General features: G+C 40.7%; 19 protein-coding genes and 1 pseudogene. 15 read left to right on the top strand and 5 right to left on the bottom strand.

What is annotated here, in order from left to right:
* Window positions 1–52: 52 nt before the first annotated feature.
* Window positions 53–328, bottom strand: coding sequence for a DUF6439 family protein (locus tag HWQ23_RS16055; protein WP_292829862.1), 276 nt, complete (start codon window positions 326–328; stop codon window positions 53–55).
* Window positions 329–372: 44 nt separating this feature from the next.
* On the opposite strand from HWQ23_RS16055, the gene HWQ23_RS16050 reads away from it, so the two are divergent.
* From HWQ23_RS16050 to HWQ23_RS16005, 10 genes and pseudogenes are all read left to right on the top strand, one after another.
* On the top strand, window positions 373–735 hold the full coding sequence (locus HWQ23_RS16050; RefSeq protein ID WP_292829860.1) for a sll0565 family protein: 363 nt from the start codon (window positions 373–375) through the stop codon (window positions 733–735).
* A 95-nt stretch (window positions 736–830) separates the two neighbouring features.
* Window positions 831–2,222, top strand: a complete 1,392-nt coding sequence (gene asnS, locus HWQ23_RS16045) for an asparagine--tRNA ligase (RefSeq protein ID WP_292829858.1) — start codon at window positions 831–833, stop codon at window positions 2,220–2,222.
* 46 nt (window positions 2,223–2,268) lie between these two features.
* The gene (locus HWQ23_RS33670) at window positions 2,269–2,427 is read left to right on the top strand and encodes a hypothetical protein (RefSeq protein ID WP_472850402.1); all 159 of its coding nucleotides are present in this window, start codon (window positions 2,269–2,271) and stop codon (window positions 2,425–2,427) included.
* A 29-nt stretch (window positions 2,428–2,456) separates the two neighbouring features.
* Window positions 2,457–2,750 (top strand): hypothetical protein, encoded by a 294-nt coding sequence (locus HWQ23_RS16035; RefSeq protein WP_292829856.1) that lies wholly within the window; start codon window positions 2,457–2,459, stop codon window positions 2,748–2,750.
* Window positions 2,751–2,753: 3 nt separating this feature from the next.
* On the top strand, window positions 2,754–3,164 hold the full coding sequence (locus HWQ23_RS16030; RefSeq protein WP_292829854.1) for a type II toxin-antitoxin system VapC family toxin: 411 nt from the start codon (window positions 2,754–2,756) through the stop codon (window positions 3,162–3,164).
* A gap of 60 nt (window positions 3,165–3,224) precedes the next feature.
* Window positions 3,225–3,422 carry a hypothetical protein gene (locus HWQ23_RS16025; RefSeq protein WP_292829852.1) on the top strand — a complete coding sequence of 66 codons (198 nt, stop codon included), beginning with the start codon at window positions 3,225–3,227 and terminating at the stop codon, window positions 3,420–3,422.
* Between the two features lie 128 nt (window positions 3,423–3,550).
* Window positions 3,551–3,715: pseudogene (locus tag HWQ23_RS16020) on the top strand (Uma2 family endonuclease); the annotation flags it as partial.
* A gap of 386 nt (window positions 3,716–4,101) precedes the next feature.
* Window positions 4,102–4,506, top strand: a complete 405-nt coding sequence (locus HWQ23_RS16015) for a hypothetical protein (RefSeq protein ID WP_292829850.1) — start codon at window positions 4,102–4,104, stop codon at window positions 4,504–4,506.
* 721 nt (window positions 4,507–5,227) lie between these two features.
* A complete protein-coding gene (locus HWQ23_RS16010; protein ID WP_292829848.1) occupies window positions 5,228–7,321 on the top strand; it encodes a TonB-dependent receptor plug domain-containing protein in 2,094 nt (697 codons plus the stop codon).
* A 237-nt stretch (window positions 7,322–7,558) separates the two neighbouring features.
* Window positions 7,559–7,855 (top strand): hypothetical protein, encoded by a 297-nt coding sequence (locus HWQ23_RS16005; protein ID WP_292829846.1) that lies wholly within the window; start codon window positions 7,559–7,561, stop codon window positions 7,853–7,855.
* A gap of 100 nt (window positions 7,856–7,955) precedes the next feature.
* On the opposite strand, the gene HWQ23_RS16000 is transcribed toward HWQ23_RS16005, so the two are convergent.
* The 3 genes from HWQ23_RS16000 to HWQ23_RS15990 all read right to left on the bottom strand — a co-directional run bounded on the left by HWQ23_RS16000 (window position 7,956) and on the right by HWQ23_RS15990 (window position 9,893).
* Window positions 7,956–8,504, bottom strand: coding sequence for a GIY-YIG nuclease family protein (locus tag HWQ23_RS16000; protein ID WP_292829844.1), 549 nt, complete (start codon window positions 8,502–8,504; stop codon window positions 7,956–7,958).
* A 211-nt stretch (window positions 8,505–8,715) separates the two neighbouring features.
* Window positions 8,716–9,045 carry a hypothetical protein gene (locus tag HWQ23_RS15995; RefSeq protein ID WP_292829842.1) on the bottom strand — a complete coding sequence of 110 codons (330 nt, stop codon included), beginning with the start codon at window positions 9,043–9,045 and terminating at the stop codon, window positions 8,716–8,718.
* A 653-nt stretch (window positions 9,046–9,698) separates the two neighbouring features.
* Window positions 9,699–9,893, bottom strand: a complete 195-nt coding sequence (locus HWQ23_RS15990) for a hypothetical protein (protein WP_292829840.1) — start codon at window positions 9,891–9,893, stop codon at window positions 9,699–9,701.
* A gap of 267 nt (window positions 9,894–10,160) precedes the next feature.
* On the opposite strand from HWQ23_RS15990, the gene HWQ23_RS15985 reads away from it, so the two are divergent.
* On the top strand, window positions 10,161–10,673 hold the full coding sequence (locus tag HWQ23_RS15985) for a GNAT family N-acetyltransferase (protein ID WP_292829838.1): 513 nt from the start codon (window positions 10,161–10,163) through the stop codon (window positions 10,671–10,673).
* Window positions 10,674–10,762: 89 nt separating this feature from the next.
* Here the strand turns inward: HWQ23_RS15985 and HWQ23_RS15980 are convergent, their stop codons facing one another.
* Window positions 10,763–11,386, bottom strand: a complete 624-nt coding sequence (locus tag HWQ23_RS15980; protein ID WP_292829868.1) for a class I SAM-dependent methyltransferase — start codon at window positions 11,384–11,386, stop codon at window positions 10,763–10,765.
* A gap of 403 nt (window positions 11,387–11,789) precedes the next feature.
* Here HWQ23_RS15980 and HWQ23_RS15975 point away from each other — a divergent pair, with 403 nt between their 5' ends.
* The 4 genes from HWQ23_RS15975 to HWQ23_RS15960 all read left to right on the top strand — a co-directional run bounded on the left by HWQ23_RS15975 (window position 11,790) and on the right by HWQ23_RS15960 (window position 15,269).
* On the top strand, window positions 11,790–12,077 hold the full coding sequence (locus HWQ23_RS15975) for a Mo-dependent nitrogenase C-terminal domain-containing protein (protein WP_292829836.1): 288 nt from the start codon (window positions 11,790–11,792) through the stop codon (window positions 12,075–12,077).
* Window positions 12,078–12,272: 195 nt separating this feature from the next.
* Window positions 12,273–12,947, top strand: coding sequence for a response regulator transcription factor (locus tag HWQ23_RS15970; RefSeq protein ID WP_292829834.1), 675 nt, complete (start codon window positions 12,273–12,275; stop codon window positions 12,945–12,947).
* A 165-nt stretch (window positions 12,948–13,112) separates the two neighbouring features.
* Window positions 13,113–14,081 (top strand): arsenosugar biosynthesis arsenite methyltransferase ArsM, encoded by a 969-nt coding sequence (gene arsM / locus HWQ23_RS15965; RefSeq protein WP_292829832.1) that lies wholly within the window; start codon window positions 13,113–13,115, stop codon window positions 14,079–14,081.
* 228 nt (window positions 14,082–14,309) lie between these two features.
* On the top strand, window positions 14,310–15,269 hold the full coding sequence (locus HWQ23_RS15960) for an inorganic phosphate transporter (RefSeq protein WP_292829830.1): 960 nt from the start codon (window positions 14,310–14,312) through the stop codon (window positions 15,267–15,269).
* The last annotated feature ends 27 nt before the right edge of the window (window positions 15,270–15,296 follow it).

The raw sequence follows: 15,296 nt of genomic DNA, 5'->3' as shown, positions 1-15,296 counted from the left end.
TCCCTACTCCCTACTCCCTACTCCCTACTCCCTACTCCCTACTCCCTACTCCCTATTTTCCATGAGACGGACAGGGAGGGGCAGAAATAGACTTATCTAACCAACCAACTGCTTGTTCTAATCTAGCTTGAGCTTCTTGTGGCTGATTCTTTAAAAGATACACAAGAGCTGCTGCCACTTGTTCATTAGCGCGGGAATTGCGGTTAGACTTGAGGCGATGCCAATCGTTAGGGGAAATGGTCAGCCTTTCCATGAGGGCTTGAGCTAGTTCCAGAGTACTAAGTTCATTCAGTTGACTGGTTTTAGGCAGCTGGGTAGATTGAGACATGACTATTGGTACATTTGCATTTACTTCTACTTTACTACTTGTAAATGAAGCCGTCTAAACAATCACAACCGCCAGGGGAAAATCCAGAACCAGATTTTGGGCAAGAATTAGAGGAAGTAGAGCGATCGCTCCTGTCCTTAAAAGAACGTTATGATCAAGTGCAAAGCGATCGCCAACAACAGGCACAATGGCAACAGCGTCGGGATCAACTCAAGCACAATAAATCTCAGACACCAGAAATCAAAGCAGAGTTACGGCAAATTCAACAGCAGTTGGAAATGCTAGAACTAAACTTAGAAAGCCAGTTATTTTCTTGGCGTAGCCTCAAAAAACCTTTCTGGCAAGCCGTCCGCTTTGGTGGAATGGGCGTTATCATAGGCTGGATATTAAAGTCTTGTGCTGGATAATCCCAATTTTGGATTTTAGATTTTGGATTGGGTTAAATGATTAACATTCTTTAATATCTGTACTCCTTACGTTGACTAAATACAAGTTGTAAAATATGGTAAATCGACGGATTGCAGAAATATTGCGAAGTGGTCAACCTGATGAGTCCCTCCAAGTGCAAGGCTGGGTGCGGACTAAACGCGATTCCAAAGGGTTTGCTTTTATTGAAGTCAATGACGGCTCATCACTAGCTAATTTGCAAGTCGTTATTAATCAGGATTTGCCAGATTACGAAGCTACATTGAAAAAACTGAATACAGGTGCTGCTGTCGAGGTGACAGGGGTATTAGTGGCTTCTCTTGGTAAAGGACAGCGAATTGAGTTGAAAGCCGAGACAGTGAAAGTTTACGGGGAAGCTGATCCCGATACATATCCTCTGCAAAAGAAACGGCATTCTTTTGAATTTCTGCGAACCATTGGACATTTGCGATCGCGCACCAATTCTTTTGGTGCAGTTTTCCGCGTCAGAAATGCTTGTTCGACAGCAATTCACCAATTCTTCCACGAAAGAGGCTTTTTATGGGTACATACACCTATTATCACTGCTAGCGACTGCGAAGGTGCAGGTGAACTTTTTAGTGTTACCAGTTTAGATTTAAAGAATATTCCGCGCACAGAAAACCAAGCAGTAGATTACAGCCAAGACTTTTTTGCTAAACCCACATATTTAACAGTTAGCGGCCAGTTGGAAGCGGAAGTTATGGCGATGGCGTTTTCTAACGTCTACACCTTTGGCCCTACCTTCCGTGCAGAAAATTCCAACACTTCCCGCCACTTAGCAGAATTTTGGATGGTTGAGCCAGAAATGGCTTTTTGTGACTTAGAAGGCGATATGGATTTAGCTGAGGCGTTTCTCAAACACATTTTTAAATATGTGTTGGAAACTTGCCCAGAAGACATGGAATTTTTCAATGAACGCATTGATAAATCTGTGTTAGCAACAGCCGAAAATATTATTAATAATCAGTTTGAGCGGTTAACTTATACAGAAGCGATCAAACTTTTAGAAAAAGCTGATGTTAAATTTGAATATCCTGTGAGTTGGGGTTTAGATTTACAATCAGAACACGAACGCTATCTAGCTGAACAATTATTTAAAAAGCCTGCGATCGTTACAGATTATCCAGCGCAAATCAAAGCTTTTTATATGCGCTTAAACGACGATGAAAAAACCGTCCGTGCAATGGATATTCTCGCACCGAAAATTGGCGAAATTGTTGGCGGTTCGCAGCGAGAAGAACGCTTGGAAGTTTTAGAACGCCGCGTGTTAGCGCAAGGATTAAACCCAGAAGACTTGTGGTGGTATCTTGATTTGCGTCGTTATGGTACTGTCCCCCATGCTGGTTTTGGCTTGGGTTTTGAGCGACTCGTGCAATTTATAACGGGTATGGGAAATATTCGTGATGTGATTCCGTTTCCGCGTACACCGCAAAGTGCGGAGTTTTAGTTTACATTTTACACCTGGCAATTGGAAATAGCCAGGTGTTTGACTATTGTGGATAAACAGAAATCCAACTGAATATATTTATCATCAGTCTACAAGACCAAATACAGCGATCGCACGCGGATTAACTCTGGTTTCCAATGACTCTGATTTGTTCAGAGTGCAGGGGATTAATTTAGAAAATTGGGTGTTAATATCAGAAATATAATATATTTAATCCCAAATTTGGAGGTCTTTATGCAGGAAGTTGTGCGAAAAAGAGATATAGCGATCGCACGTATATCAAAAATTGTCGATAACTTGATTCTAGGTAATAGTCTCTATCAGGAAAGATTAGATAAACCAGAAATTATTCAACATTTAGTTAATTTATTGGATAAGTTTTCACCAGAATTTATAAATGCTCTTTCTGATGGAGAATTGACAGACAGAATTGATAGTATTTTAGTAATAGAGGCAGTTTCTGGGACATTAAATGATTTAACAGCAGAGCAAATAGAGATGTTTGATGCAGCAGTAGAAAGGAGATAGCAAATGGGTTATCTTCTCGACACGAATATATTAACGGCTATTTTGAAGAAGAATCAAAAGATAAATAATAAGCTAGAGGAGGTGCGTTTTATCGGGGAAGATGTATTTATAAGTTGTATAACCTATTTTGAATCAAAAAGAGGATTGCTTTATGCAAACGCTACCAGACAGATATCTGATTTAAATGAATTTTCTCGAATTTATAGAGTTTTATTTTTAGATAACTTAGAAGTTATAGAAACAGCTTGTGAAATCCATGCTTATTTAAAACGAAAAGGTACACCGATACAAGAGGCAGATATATTGATAGCAGCGACAGCGATCGCACGCGGCTTAACTCTGGTTTCTAATGACTCTGACTTGCTAGGAGTTGAAGGACTAAGCTTGGAGAATTGGCTATCAACAGATTCTTAGAAATAAGAGCTTCGGCAAGTGAATTTTAAGCTAACTATTAATGATTATTTACTGATCTATATGACTTATATTCCCACTGCATACACTCTAGAAGAACTTGAAAAATTTATTACTTATCAACCTAAATTAATAAAACTTCAGATTTACGATTGCTACGACGTGGAATATTTACCTGATAGTATTGGCAATTTTGTAAATCTACAGGAACTAGATATTTGTGATTGTTATTCGCTCAAAGAAATACCACACATTGTATAGCTCGTAGTAAGCGATTTATCGCTTATTTTATGCACTAAACTACCCACTATGTGTAAACAGATTCTTAAAATATCTTTATTATGGATAGTTCCCATGAACTCAGCACAAACACCTTTAGGCATTGAATCAACCCTACCGGATCATACGCAGCTACTGAACCGATGGGTGTAGAATTAGGAATTTGGCAAGGCCGCTATTAGAATCTAGAATTACCCTGGCTGCGCTGGTGGGATAATCAGAGTAATTTGCAACAAACAGGATGGGAGCAATGTCTACGACGGGCTATTCGGTGACGCACCGCTTGGCTACTTAACTAAGAGAATTCAATTTGGCAACTACCTTTAGATAGATAGGGTAAACACTACGCTATTTCTAATCATAAATCCCTTGCTGTAATCAAAAAATGCCACTTACACCTCTAAAAATATTTACTGCATATTTAAGTTACTTTGTCAATAGGTAATCTCCAATATTGCATAATAAATTAGTAAGGGCTTCTCTGGGCTGACTTTATATTCATGCTTTCAGTAGATACAGTTATGAATTTGCAAATGCCATAATATATATGTTCTCGAACAATAAATAGTTGCTGTTGTTCAGATAAAAAATCAGATTTTATCCGAATCGAGCGACTTTGGTTTTTAGCCAATTGTTTGATGTTTTGAGAAGGTAACACACAATGAATAAAATCCTAAAGCGCACACTTCTACCCAGCCTGATGGCTGCAAGTTTAGCTGGTGTCACCTTAGTTCCCGCGAAACCGGCTGCTGCTGATGACCAAGTACTAAGAGATGCAGGTATTGGGGCTGTTACCAATGTGGTAACAGGAGCTGTTAGAGGAAATGGTAGTGTATTAGGCAATGCTGTCAAAGGTGGTGTCACTGGCGCAGCAGTCAATGGTGCAAATGGTCTGAGAAACACTCGCAATCGTCGTCACCGCAACCTTGGTCAAGATGTCGGAGTTGGTGCAGGAGCTAGCGCAGTAACTGGCATAATTACTGGCGATCAGAGAGATACTCTTGGCAATGCTGTTGATGGTGCCGCAGTAGGTGGAGTAATCCATGTATTAACCAATGGCAAATAATTCGTAAATTCATCAGTTGAAATACTTTCCAACGCTTAACGAACTTATCCTTTCCTAATTCCTCTGCTTCCTAAAAGGAGCAAACGCAACCTCCCTTCCTTACTAGGAAGGGAGGTTTGGGCTGTGTAGCTGTTCGGTAATTTCTACCCAATGCTACTCAGCTTTAAAACTCAACTAATTCTAAACAACAAGCAAGTCACAGCATTTAGGAAAGCTTCCAGAGTGGCAAGACACGCCTATACTATAACTGGGCTAACGCAATTATTCAAAAGTGCTGGGATGAAAAGCAGAAAGTACCATCAGCAATCGACTTACATAAGCGCTTAATTGCTGAGGTCAAACCTGCTAATTAATGGGACTACGAAACTAACAAAAACGTTCCACAAAAAGCACTTGTAAATGTTCGTCAGGCTTGGGCCAGATGCTTTAAAAAAGTGTCGCAACAACCGCGTTTCAAAAAGAAAGATCAACGTGATTCTTTTTATTTAGTATAACTAATTGACCTCAGCCAGTACGTTATGGCTAGCGATCGCACTAACCCACGCCTGACAAATTTAGTTGATGCGCTACGTGCAGCAAACGGCTTTAACCCAGAGTAAATTTACCAACAGTCTCATCTCAACTGTGGAAATATGACAGCGTGTCTTTTGACACGATTTTACTATTACAGCAACAATGCTACGTAGCGTAGTGACTGTTTTTACTTGGTGTGAAAGAGAACGTGAAAAAGGATTTTTTGTTGCTAACAGTTGCTTTACCCAGTTTACTGATAGCGTTTCCTAGCTTTGCTGCTGAGACTGAAATTAAGCAGAGAAATACTGATAAATCAACCAAAGCCATTTTAGATATTCCGAGTTTGAGTGAAATCGAGCTACCCGCCACTAATGCCGAATTATTAACTCAACAATCTGCGCCCAGTGAAATTAAGCCAGAGAATCAGCCAGAAACAGAGCAAACTCCGAGCGATGATCCAGACATTTCCATTGAAGCGATCGGAGAACCAGACAACCTACCTCAATCTACTCCAACTTACGTAATTGATAAAGAAGAAATTCAAAAGCAGGGCGCTACAAGTTTAGCCGATATTTTGAAAAGAATGCCTGGTTTTGCGATCAATGATGCAGGTCATGGTGCAGATACTCACACAGGTACATACTATCGGGGAGCCTCAATTAATCAATCTGTATTTTTGATTAATGGTAGACCAATTAACAATAACGTCAACACTTATCATGGTGGAACTGACTTAAATAGTATTCCCGTAGAGGCTATTGAACGAGTGGAATTATATAGCGGTACAGCCTCCGCATTGTATGGTTCATCAGCCTTTGGGGGAGTTGTAAATATTATCACCAAAGAAGGTTATGGCAAACCTAAATTGAGCGCTAGTGCAGAATTTGGCTCATTGAGTTTAAATAATCAACAAGTGACCTATGGGGGTTCATCTGATAATGTCAGGTACAACTTCAGCTTTGAAAGATTCTTTACAGATAACCGTTACCGCGTCCCCGTAGGTGCAGCAAATCGTGATGAACAAGGGTTTTTATCAAATGCAGACACAGCTACAAGTACCTACTTTGGTAGCATTGGAGTAGATTTAGATCAGAAAAATTCTTTGAATCTAGATGTTACTAAACTCAGCAGTCGTCGCGGTTTAATTTATTTCGGTTTTCCTCTCCAAAGAGATAGATTAGACCACGATGGTTTAAACATTGGCTTATCTTGGAAAACTCGACTAGGTAATGGGGAAAGCTCTAATCTTACAACCTCAATTGGTTATAACCAAGATTATTTCAGTACCTATGGCCCCACAGGAGCATTTTACCGTACAGGAGCTTTAGATACGCAACAACTTACAGCCAGGGTAGATCATGAGTGGAAACTTACTTCCAATAATAAATTGCGCTGGGGATTAGATTTGAAAAACACCGACTTAAGCGGCGATGTTTTGAGTACAAATCCTACTAGTATTGCCAAAAACGGAACTGAAGATAGGAGTTTGTTCAATACAGCTTTATTTGCTGTCAATACTTGGAATATTAGCGATAACTTTCTGATAGATTTAGGGCTAAGGCAAAGCTTTGATAGCCACTTTGGAAATTATCTCAACCCTAGTGTTGGGTTACGTTATGCCGTCACACCAATAGTAGCAGTGCGTGGAAGTTGGGCAGGGGCACAACGCAATCCTGGGTTAGATCAGTTGTATGTTTATGATACAGTTCATGGTTGGGAACCTAATTCTGATTTAAGACCGGAAACTGGCTCAACTTGGAGTGCGGGAGTAGATGTCAATTTTTCTGAAAATCTGATTGGACAGTTTACTTACTTTGGTAGTAGTATAGGCGATCGCTTGGGAGTCATCGCCGGAAAATGGGCAAACATTGGATTAGTAGATACCAATGGTTTAGAGGCTGCATTGCAATTAAGAATTGCGGCGGGCTGGTCAACTTTCCTCAACTATACTTATACAGATTCCCAAATAAAAACAGGCTCAGAGAGAGGTTTACAATTAGGTTTGATTCCCTACTCTGTACTTCAAAGTGGTGTTGGTTATGAAAATGCGGGATGGCAGGCTAACTTGTATGTTACTTACAATAGTGGCGCTCGTAGATCGATTTTTGCTAACCCTGGTGACAAGGCTACAGATTTTGCACCATCTTTCGTGAATTTAGATTTAAGCGGTCGTATACCTTTAACTAGCAATTTAGGACTGACAGTTTACTTAGAAAATTTACTCGGTGAGCAATATGAACGAGTTAATCGCATCTATAGCCCTGGATTCACTTTTCGTGTGGGTTTAAGCGCCAACTTTTAGGTATTAAATGTAGAGATTTTATCATTGCAAAGTCTCTACATTAGGGATTTCCAACAGATAAATTATCCAATTTTGTGGGGTGGGCGACACGAGGGCTTAGGGCGGGGGAGACGCCCACCCCACAAGAAGTAGAAGTAGTTGAGTATTTTTTTATTTGTAAGTTTCTAAAGACGACGCAGCACTCTACTTAAGATTTACTTTTAATCTAAAATCTAAAATCTAAAATCCAAAATTGCTATGAGAGCCAAAATAGAAAATAAAGTGCTTTTTATCCACCACGAAGATTTGCCAGAGTTTAAGAAAGGTGGCTCTGTGGTGAGAAATTCATATTTCTGGGCGCTACGTTCAATTGCTGGTAAAGCTTCGCGTTATCGTGATTGGGAATACGAACCGGAGGTTTGGCTAGCGCTTTCACGAATGCTTTTGTCGTTTGCTGAATCTGGGTATTTGGGTCTTAGAGAAACCTTGCTGGAGTTTCCTTTATCTCAAGGGGAAATTCCTAATTTGCTGCGAGATGTGTCCACTTGGGAGTAGGGATGCATAGCTGTCAGGGTTAGAAAAACCCTTGATTTTGGATTAATCCACGGAGGTGGACTAAGCTTTGTGTAGTAGCGAATTTTCCCCATAACTACCTTCATTTCAAATCTAGTAGACCTTCTTCTTTCAATTTAGGATTGAAGCGAATTTGCATTTGCAAACCACGCCCTTCTAGCAATTGCGTTGAAATTTCTGCTTCTACTCTCCGTGCCACATTTTTAATAATTTTTATTTGTGCTAATTCATCATTAGCCGGATTTTGATATTTTGCCTGTTCTTCAGGTGTCATTACCACTTTGACATCAATGGGATGAGTCCATTTTTCCTTGTTATCCCCATTTCCCCAAGGCACACTGCCATTTTCAGCAATCCAAGCATTTTCAGTATTTTCTAAAATTGTGCGACTAGGGCGTTCAATAGTTTCAACTTTGACCCAATAGCATTGCTGTGGCTGACGGACTAAATGCTGCTTGAGGCTAAGGTAAACATCACGAGAGTATCCGACAAATTGGAGTACTTTTTCTTGGTCAAAAATAGCATATACCCCGATTTTACTTTGAAATTGTTCGGGTAATTGGCCGCGATCGTCAATGTAAGGAATGTATTCTAGTGATGCCAAAGAAGAAAGATTTGTTTCAAGAGTCATACATCAAATATTAAACTTACTATTTGCCTTCAGAATTGAGAATTGCTATAGCGGTTCCCAGGTGCATAAAGTACATCATATCAAAACCTCACCCCAACCCCTCTTTGTGAGTTCAAAGAGGGGAGATAATGCACAGCTTTATCAGGGGGAAGTTAAGCTGTACCTTACTATATTGGCAAAGGCTATAATTAGGAAAAAATTCTCTTTGAAATTAGCCATTACCAAATTTTTGGTAAATTGCACAAAGGCGACTGGGTTTAAAAATCTTAGCACTAAACATGAAATTTGGTGGGACGTTGATGATGGCATATTCATCAGATTCATGATACTTCTCAAATTCTGCTGGCATTCCTTTAGTGGTAGTTAAGCTGTAAGGAACTGGTTGGAAAACTAATTCCGTAAATTTAACTTGCTCACACCGCAACTGCTGACAAATTTGGTTTAAGAAAGCAACGCTTGTCAATAAATTGAATAGAGCTTCTTGAGCTTGTGCTTCAAGAGTGAAACTGCCATCAAAGTTCTGGACGATTTTAAGGGGCATTTTCTGTATAGGTAGTTATTAACAACTAAGTGATGATAGAGGATAGGCAACATGTTGCACATGCTGATCAAAAAATGCTAGTCAACAAAGCCTACCTTTTTGTGCAGATGAGCTTTGTGAAAAATCACCACTTTAAGATCAGCCTATTGGATTGTGGGACTTCTGTCAGCCACAGAAGGAAGCTGACATGATTAAGAATCGTGAAGTTTAGCAGATTTTCAGGGATAGGTGATTTCTGCTTAACGCTGTGCTGACAAACTTTAGATATTATACTTAAGAAAATTAATGTCAATTAAATAACAAAGTGTAAGGAAAATCATTTCTTCAGTGTGGAGTAAAATAAAACATAAAAGTATAATATGGCACTAAAATAGTATCAAGTTCGGGTGATTACTTATCATAAAATCTATCAATATAGGTTGGGTTATAGCTTGCTTGTATTGTAGGGATACGGCACTGAAACCCAGCGTAGAGAAGGCGGGCTGCGCCTACGGACTTACCACAGCGCCCACCCTCCCTAAAAACGATCCTCACACAAGACAAATGAGTGGATAATCGTGATATAAACCACAATTATCCACTCAAAGTTTAGTAAATCGGGGTCACTAGAAAAACCCAAGTAGATTATTGAAACTTGGCAAACTTCAAACCAATTAACGTGACTCAGTTCCCTGATTGGGGCTACCTGCTACAGAATCATTTTCTGGTGCTTCTGGTGTAGCAGTGGGTTTAGCATCGCTCTTTTCATCATCGCCAGTTTTGCGCTTACTTTCGTCAACAGTGGTTTCGTAATTACCAGAAGAATCGGGTGTATTTTCTTGGCTACCAGCTTTTTGTGGTTCAGACATTATTACATTCCTAATAATTTTATTGTTGGTATTATCTTAAGAAGATTAGGAGTGTAAGTGCATCTATCCAGATATAGTTATGGCTGATTTCTACCTCTATCGGAAGTATTATTTAGTACTACTCATGTATGCTGAAAAAATCCAGAAATGTAGAGTTTTTTAACCTTACAGCGCTTTCTATGGTTAAGGGAGGTTTATTTCCGCCTGCCTGTACTAGGTGAATAATACGATGTGATGATTGTGATACAAACTATCAAAGTGTGATTAATGAACCAGAGCAATCTATCGTTACCATCTGGATGTGTCCTTCGCAAGGCAACCTCTGCGGATCAGTGGTCGATTCGATTGCTGGTGTTTTCAGCGAAACTCGACCCAACCCAATTAAATTGGCAGCAATTTTGGGTAATTGAATGCGATGCCTACGGCGGGCAAAGCCTACACAATCTGGTAGCTTGTGGACAGCTACGTAATTTCTCAGGTGCACAAGAACTTGGTAGTTTGGTCGTTGCATCAGCTTGGAGAGGTCGCGGTTTGGGTACTTTGCTAACGCAGCATTTGATTAATACAGCAACGCAACCACTTTATCTTGAATGTTTAGGTGAACGATTGGCGCAGTTTTACAGTCGCTTTGGTTTTGTGCCAATATCTTTTGAAGACTTGCCACAATTTCCCAGGACAAGAGCCTTGTCTACGCTCAAGGAGAAATTTAGATTCTCGCAATTAGCTAAAAGGCTGCTCAGAGTTCCTGTGGTGTTCATGGAACATCGAGGTAATTCGTAATTAAGATATGCAGGAAAAGGATTGATATAAACTGTTTCCAACCCTTTACTTTCCCCCTTCCCTATTCCCCATTCCCCACTCCCCACTCCCTATTTTGAAATCGGAGGTTTAGCAAAAATCGTTAGTAAGACAGGCCCTAATAAATAGTGGTGATTCAAACACAATAACCCAGCAGAGGAGCCAAGAAGTTGACGTTGATTAGGGCTGTAGAGTCTAATTCCACGGGGAGGGACTGGCAATAATTGAGGTTCTGTCTCTTTTGTGGAAGTAATATCAACCAAGTAGAAGCGTCCACCGGGAGAAAGTACTCGCGCTATCTCAGTAACCACCTGTTTAGGTTCCAAATAGTGCAAGAAGCTGATAGTGCTGAAAACAGCGTCAAATTGACCATCAGCAAAGGGAAGAGACTCAGCTTTGCCCTCAATATAAATTAAACGTGGACGGTGGCGATCGCTCTGTCTTGCTACCCGCAACATATTAGCAGATAAATCCAATCCGGTGGCTCGCAGGTCGGGAAAATGAGTAGCAAGGCGCTCAAGTAAGCGTCCAGTACCACAGCCGATATCAAGTACATTTGCTGAGTCTGGTAAATCGACGTACTCCAGCAACCGTTTGTGAACGGCTCGATAAAACACTGAAGGAAAGAGCCAGTCGTAACTTGGTGCCCATAGGTCAAAAAGGAACTTTTTGTGACTAAAAAAGTCATTGGTCATTAGTTTCCGCAGCTTCCCTGAAGCTTGATGCTTTTTTTGGGGAAGTTTAACTGCGCCTCCAAGAAGTTGGTTATAGCTTTGCAGTTCGGCAATATCTAGCCTAGCGTTTGGCACAATACCATTTCACGGAATTCTTGTTAAAAATACGTTGCTAGGGGCTTATAGCTTTACGCCCCTACAAGCGATTCATTTATTGCAAAAATTTTTGGCAATGGTATAAATCATCCGGAATTTTGGCAATTTAATCTGTAGTTAACAGTGTGCCTAAAGACTCATTCTATCTCTGTAGAGAACTAAACAACGAGTAATCGCTGCATAAAACTATAGAACTTGACTGTATGTATTTATAGAGGTTCAAATACAACAAACTCAATCTAGTTTAAAATTATCAAGGTGAAAAATTATGACAAGTTTTATTCAAACCCGGTTACACAATGATCTACTGCATCCAGTCCGCAAGTGGTTGGAAACGAGAGAAATTCATAACTCCAAATTGGCTCATTTCCTGTGCAAAGCTATTCCTGCTCAGTGTCCCTTTGAGCGAGACATCACGCTCTTTAGCCGGAAGCTATTTCACATTCCTCCGATGTGTAAATTAAATCCCCTATACGAGGAAGTGGTTGGTTTACGTTTTAAAGCGCTCTGTTATCTTGCCGATGAATGCGGTGAAGATGTCACAGTCTATTGCTAATAGCCAGTTGGATCGTTCTTTGATCGAGCAGCGATCGGTAATTGTAGATTTACGGTTGTTACTTACTCAGGTTTATACTAAGCTAACGTACACCTAATTTAGATGTTTGGCTATTTAAGTAGCTGGCACATCGAAGACAGTGTTTCCAGACCGTATTGTTGCTTACCGTACCCTGCTGAAATCATTAACATCATCATGACGCACATCTTACTGGTTGAAGATGAAGTCAAACTGGCACGATTTGTGGAATTGGAATTGAATTATGAAGGCTATCAAGTCAGTATTGCCTACGATGGATTAACTGCACTCACCGCAGCGCGTGAGTTACATCTAGATTTAGTAATTTTAGACTCGATGTTGCCAGGTTTGTCGGGATTGGAAATTTGCCGCCGCCTGCGAAGTATTGGTGATAAAGTGCCGATAATCTTATTAACCGTCAAAGATCAAGTGAGCGATCGCATTGCAGGCTTAGACGCTGGTGCTGATGATTACCTCGTCAAACCCTTCAGCGTTGATGAATTATTAGCCAGAGTCGGCGCTCACCTGCGAAGAAGCCAGCAAGCAGACAAAGCAGATGTTTTAGAATTTGAAGACCTGAGTTTAAATCGTCGCACGCGCCAAGTATACCGAGATCAACGGTTAATTGAGTTAACTGCTAAGGAATTTGATTTACTAGAATATTTACTAGCCCATCCGCGACAGGTAATTAGCTGCGATCGCATTTTAGAGGATGTCTGGGGTTACAGCTTCATGGGCGATGCCAACATTATCGAAGCTTACATTCGTTACCTGCGGCTGAAACTTGAAGCCAATAACGAAAAGTGCCTCATTCAAACTGTGAGTGGTGTTGGCTACACATTGCATGATTGAATTTGGGATGGGGCAGTGTAGGTAGTTCACACTAATGCAGATGCTCCAAAGCGTCTGATTATATGAGAATTCCGGGTTTTTGGCAATCTCAGCAAAGACTCATCCAACTCAGAGCTAATTATATTAGGATGCACAAAGCTGTCATCATCTAAAATCTAAAACTGCATGACCTATCTAGAAACAGCAGCGCAATTCTACCGCGAAGCTGCCGAAACCCCGCAAGTTGGACTTTGTTGTGTGCAAAGTACACCCCTGCAACTACCAGGATTGAAAATTCCTTTACCAATGCAGGAAATGAACTATGGTTGTGGCACTACCGTTCACCCCACCGAACTAGGAAATCAACCGACTGTGCTGTATGTCGGTGTTGGCGGGGGCTTAGAAGCGTTGCAATTCGCTTATTTTTCCCGCCATGCAGGTGCTGTAATTGCCGTTGAACCAGTTGGGGCGATGCGGGAAGCAGCCGCACGCAATCTGGAAATTGCTGCTCAAGAAAACCCGTGGTTTGACACCAGCTTTGTAGAAATCCGCGAAGGTGATGCTTTTAACTTACCCGTTGCTGATCTTCACGTCGATATTGTGGCGCAAAATTGCCTTTTCAACATCTTTGAGCCAGAAGATTTAACCCGTGCTTTAAAAGAAGCCTATCGGGTATTAAAACCAGGCGGACGGTTGCAGATGAGCGATCCAATTGCCACTAGTCAAATTCCAGCACATCTCCAACAAGATGAACGACTCAGAGCCATGTGTTTATCAGGCGCACTCACCTATGAAGAGTATACTGAACGGATTACAAATGCTGGCTTTGGTCAAGTTGAAATTCGCGCCCGTCGTCCTTATCGTCTACTAGATTCCCACACTTATAATTTAGAAGAACATCTACTTTTAGAAAGCCTCGATTCTGTTTCCTTTAAAGTTGCTATTCCAGAAGATGGTGCTTGTATCTTTACAGGAAAAACAGCAGTTTATGCTGGCTTGGAACCCTTCTTCGACGACTCAGCCGGTCATCTACTCCAGCGAGGAATTCCCGCAGCAGTGTGTGATAAAACTGCTGCTAAACTTGCGGCTATCAAGCCAGCAGAAATAATTGTTACCAATTCAACCTGGCACTATAGCGGTGGTGGTTGCTGTTAATTTATCGAACAGAATTCAGGAGTCAGGAGTCAGGAGTCAGGAGTCAGGAGTCAGAATTCAGAATTCAGAATGAATTTTGTACGACTGGCGGATGAATAACCTCTTTTTAGACCCCCACCAAATCTACGATTTGGTGATGCAACAATTCAGTAGCGGGTCTGAATCCCCGACTGAAAGATTGCTGAATTCTGAATTCTGGATTCTGCATTCTTCTTCAAAAACCCCAAAATGTTGTTAATTAGTCTATTTATCGCCACGCTTTTTTTAGCATATTCCAATGGTGCAAATGACAACTTTAAAGGGGTAGCAACGTTGTTTGGTAGCCGAACTAGTAGCTATCAAACAGCAATTTTATGGGCAACTTTTACAACTTTTGCTGGTGCAGTAGCTGCGACTTTTTTGGCAAGTACACTAATTAAAAACTTCTCTGGAAAAGGACTAGTGCCTGATGCGATCGCTAATGCCCCAGAGTTTCATCTGGCAGTAGCGATCGCAGCTGGTTTAACAGTGCTAATAGCTACCTTCATGGGGTTTCCCATTTCCACAACTCATAGTTTAACAGGTGCGCTGGTTGGCGCTGGATTAGTTGCGATCGGACTCAAAGTTAATTTTGCAGCTTTGGGAAGTTCTTTTATTTTGCCTCTATTACTCAGTCCAATCATTGCTATTCCTTTGGGAGCAGGAATTTACAGTTTATCTGGCTATATCAATTCAAAATGGAATCTATCAGTCAATCAGAAAATAATTGATACTTGCCATTTTCTCAGCGCTGGAATTGTTAGTTTTGCTAGAGGATTAAATGATACTCCCAAGATTTTCTCAATGATTCTAGTTATTGAGTATTTTTCGATTCAGGGAGGAATGATTACGATTGCGATCGCAATGGCACTTGGCGGTTTACTTAACTCCCAAAAAGTTGCTGTCACCATGAGTCAAAAGATTACCTCAATGAATCATACTCAAGGCTTATCAGCAAATATAGTAACTGGATTTCTGGTGATTGCAGCTAGTTGCTTTGGGCTTCCAGTTTCCACCACTCACGTTTCAGTTGGCTCTATTTTTGGAGTAGGGTTGACTGGCAAAAAAGCCAATATGCGTGTTTTTTATCAAATCCTCTTATCGTGGATTTTAACTTTACCAACTGCTGCAATTATTAGTGCAATAACCTACAGATTATTGCAAGGGTAAAAAATTGATTGAATATATTTCTGCTAT

This window comes from Nostoc sp. JL33 (assembly GCF_017114985.1).
GTDB lineage: Bacteria > Cyanobacteriota > Cyanobacteriia > Cyanobacteriales > Nostocaceae > Nostoc.
Note: the sequence above shows the minus strand (reverse complement) of the source record. Positions and strands in the feature narration are given on the sequence as shown.

Coding starts and splice junctions, on each gene's coding strand:
- HWQ23_RS16055 (WP_292829862.1), bottom strand. CDS start 328: ATGTCTCAATCTACCCAGCTGCCTAAAACCAGTCAACTGAATGAACTT.
- HWQ23_RS16050 (WP_292829860.1), top strand. CDS start 373: ATGAAGCCGTCTAAACAATCACAACCGCCAGGGGAAAATCCAGAACCA.
- asnS (WP_292829858.1), top strand. CDS start 831: ATGGTAAATCGACGGATTGCAGAAATATTGCGAAGTGGTCAACCTGAT.
- HWQ23_RS16035 (WP_292829856.1), top strand. CDS start 2,457: ATGCAGGAAGTTGTGCGAAAAAGAGATATAGCGATCGCACGTATATCA.
- HWQ23_RS16030 (WP_292829854.1), top strand. CDS start 2,754: ATGGGTTATCTTCTCGACACGAATATATTAACGGCTATTTTGAAGAAG.
- HWQ23_RS16025 (WP_292829852.1), top strand. CDS start 3,225: ATGACTTATATTCCCACTGCATACACTCTAGAAGAACTTGAAAAATTT.
- HWQ23_RS16015 (WP_292829850.1), top strand. CDS start 4,102: ATGAATAAAATCCTAAAGCGCACACTTCTACCCAGCCTGATGGCTGCA.
- HWQ23_RS16005 (WP_292829846.1), top strand. CDS start 7,559: ATGAGAGCCAAAATAGAAAATAAAGTGCTTTTTATCCACCACGAAGAT.
- HWQ23_RS16000 (WP_292829844.1), bottom strand. CDS start 8,504: ATGACTCTTGAAACAAATCTTTCTTCTTTGGCATCACTAGAATACATT.
- HWQ23_RS15995 (WP_292829842.1), bottom strand. CDS start 9,045: ATGCCCCTTAAAATCGTCCAGAACTTTGATGGCAGTTTCACTCTTGAA.
- HWQ23_RS15990 (WP_292829840.1), bottom strand. CDS start 9,893: ATGTCTGAACCACAAAAAGCTGGTAGCCAAGAAAATACACCCGATTCT.
- HWQ23_RS15985 (WP_292829838.1), top strand. CDS start 10,161: ATGAACCAGAGCAATCTATCGTTACCATCTGGATGTGTCCTTCGCAAG.
- HWQ23_RS15980 (WP_292829868.1), bottom strand. CDS start 11,386: ATGACCAATGACTTTTTTAGTCACAAAAAGTTCCTTTTTGACCTATGG.
- HWQ23_RS15975 (WP_292829836.1), top strand. CDS start 11,790: ATGACAAGTTTTATTCAAACCCGGTTACACAATGATCTACTGCATCCA.
- HWQ23_RS15970 (WP_292829834.1), top strand. CDS start 12,273: ATGACGCACATCTTACTGGTTGAAGATGAAGTCAAACTGGCACGATTT.
- arsM (WP_292829832.1), top strand. CDS start 13,113: ATGACCTATCTAGAAACAGCAGCGCAATTCTACCGCGAAGCTGCCGAA.
- HWQ23_RS15960 (WP_292829830.1), top strand. CDS start 14,310: ATGTTGTTAATTAGTCTATTTATCGCCACGCTTTTTTTAGCATATTCC.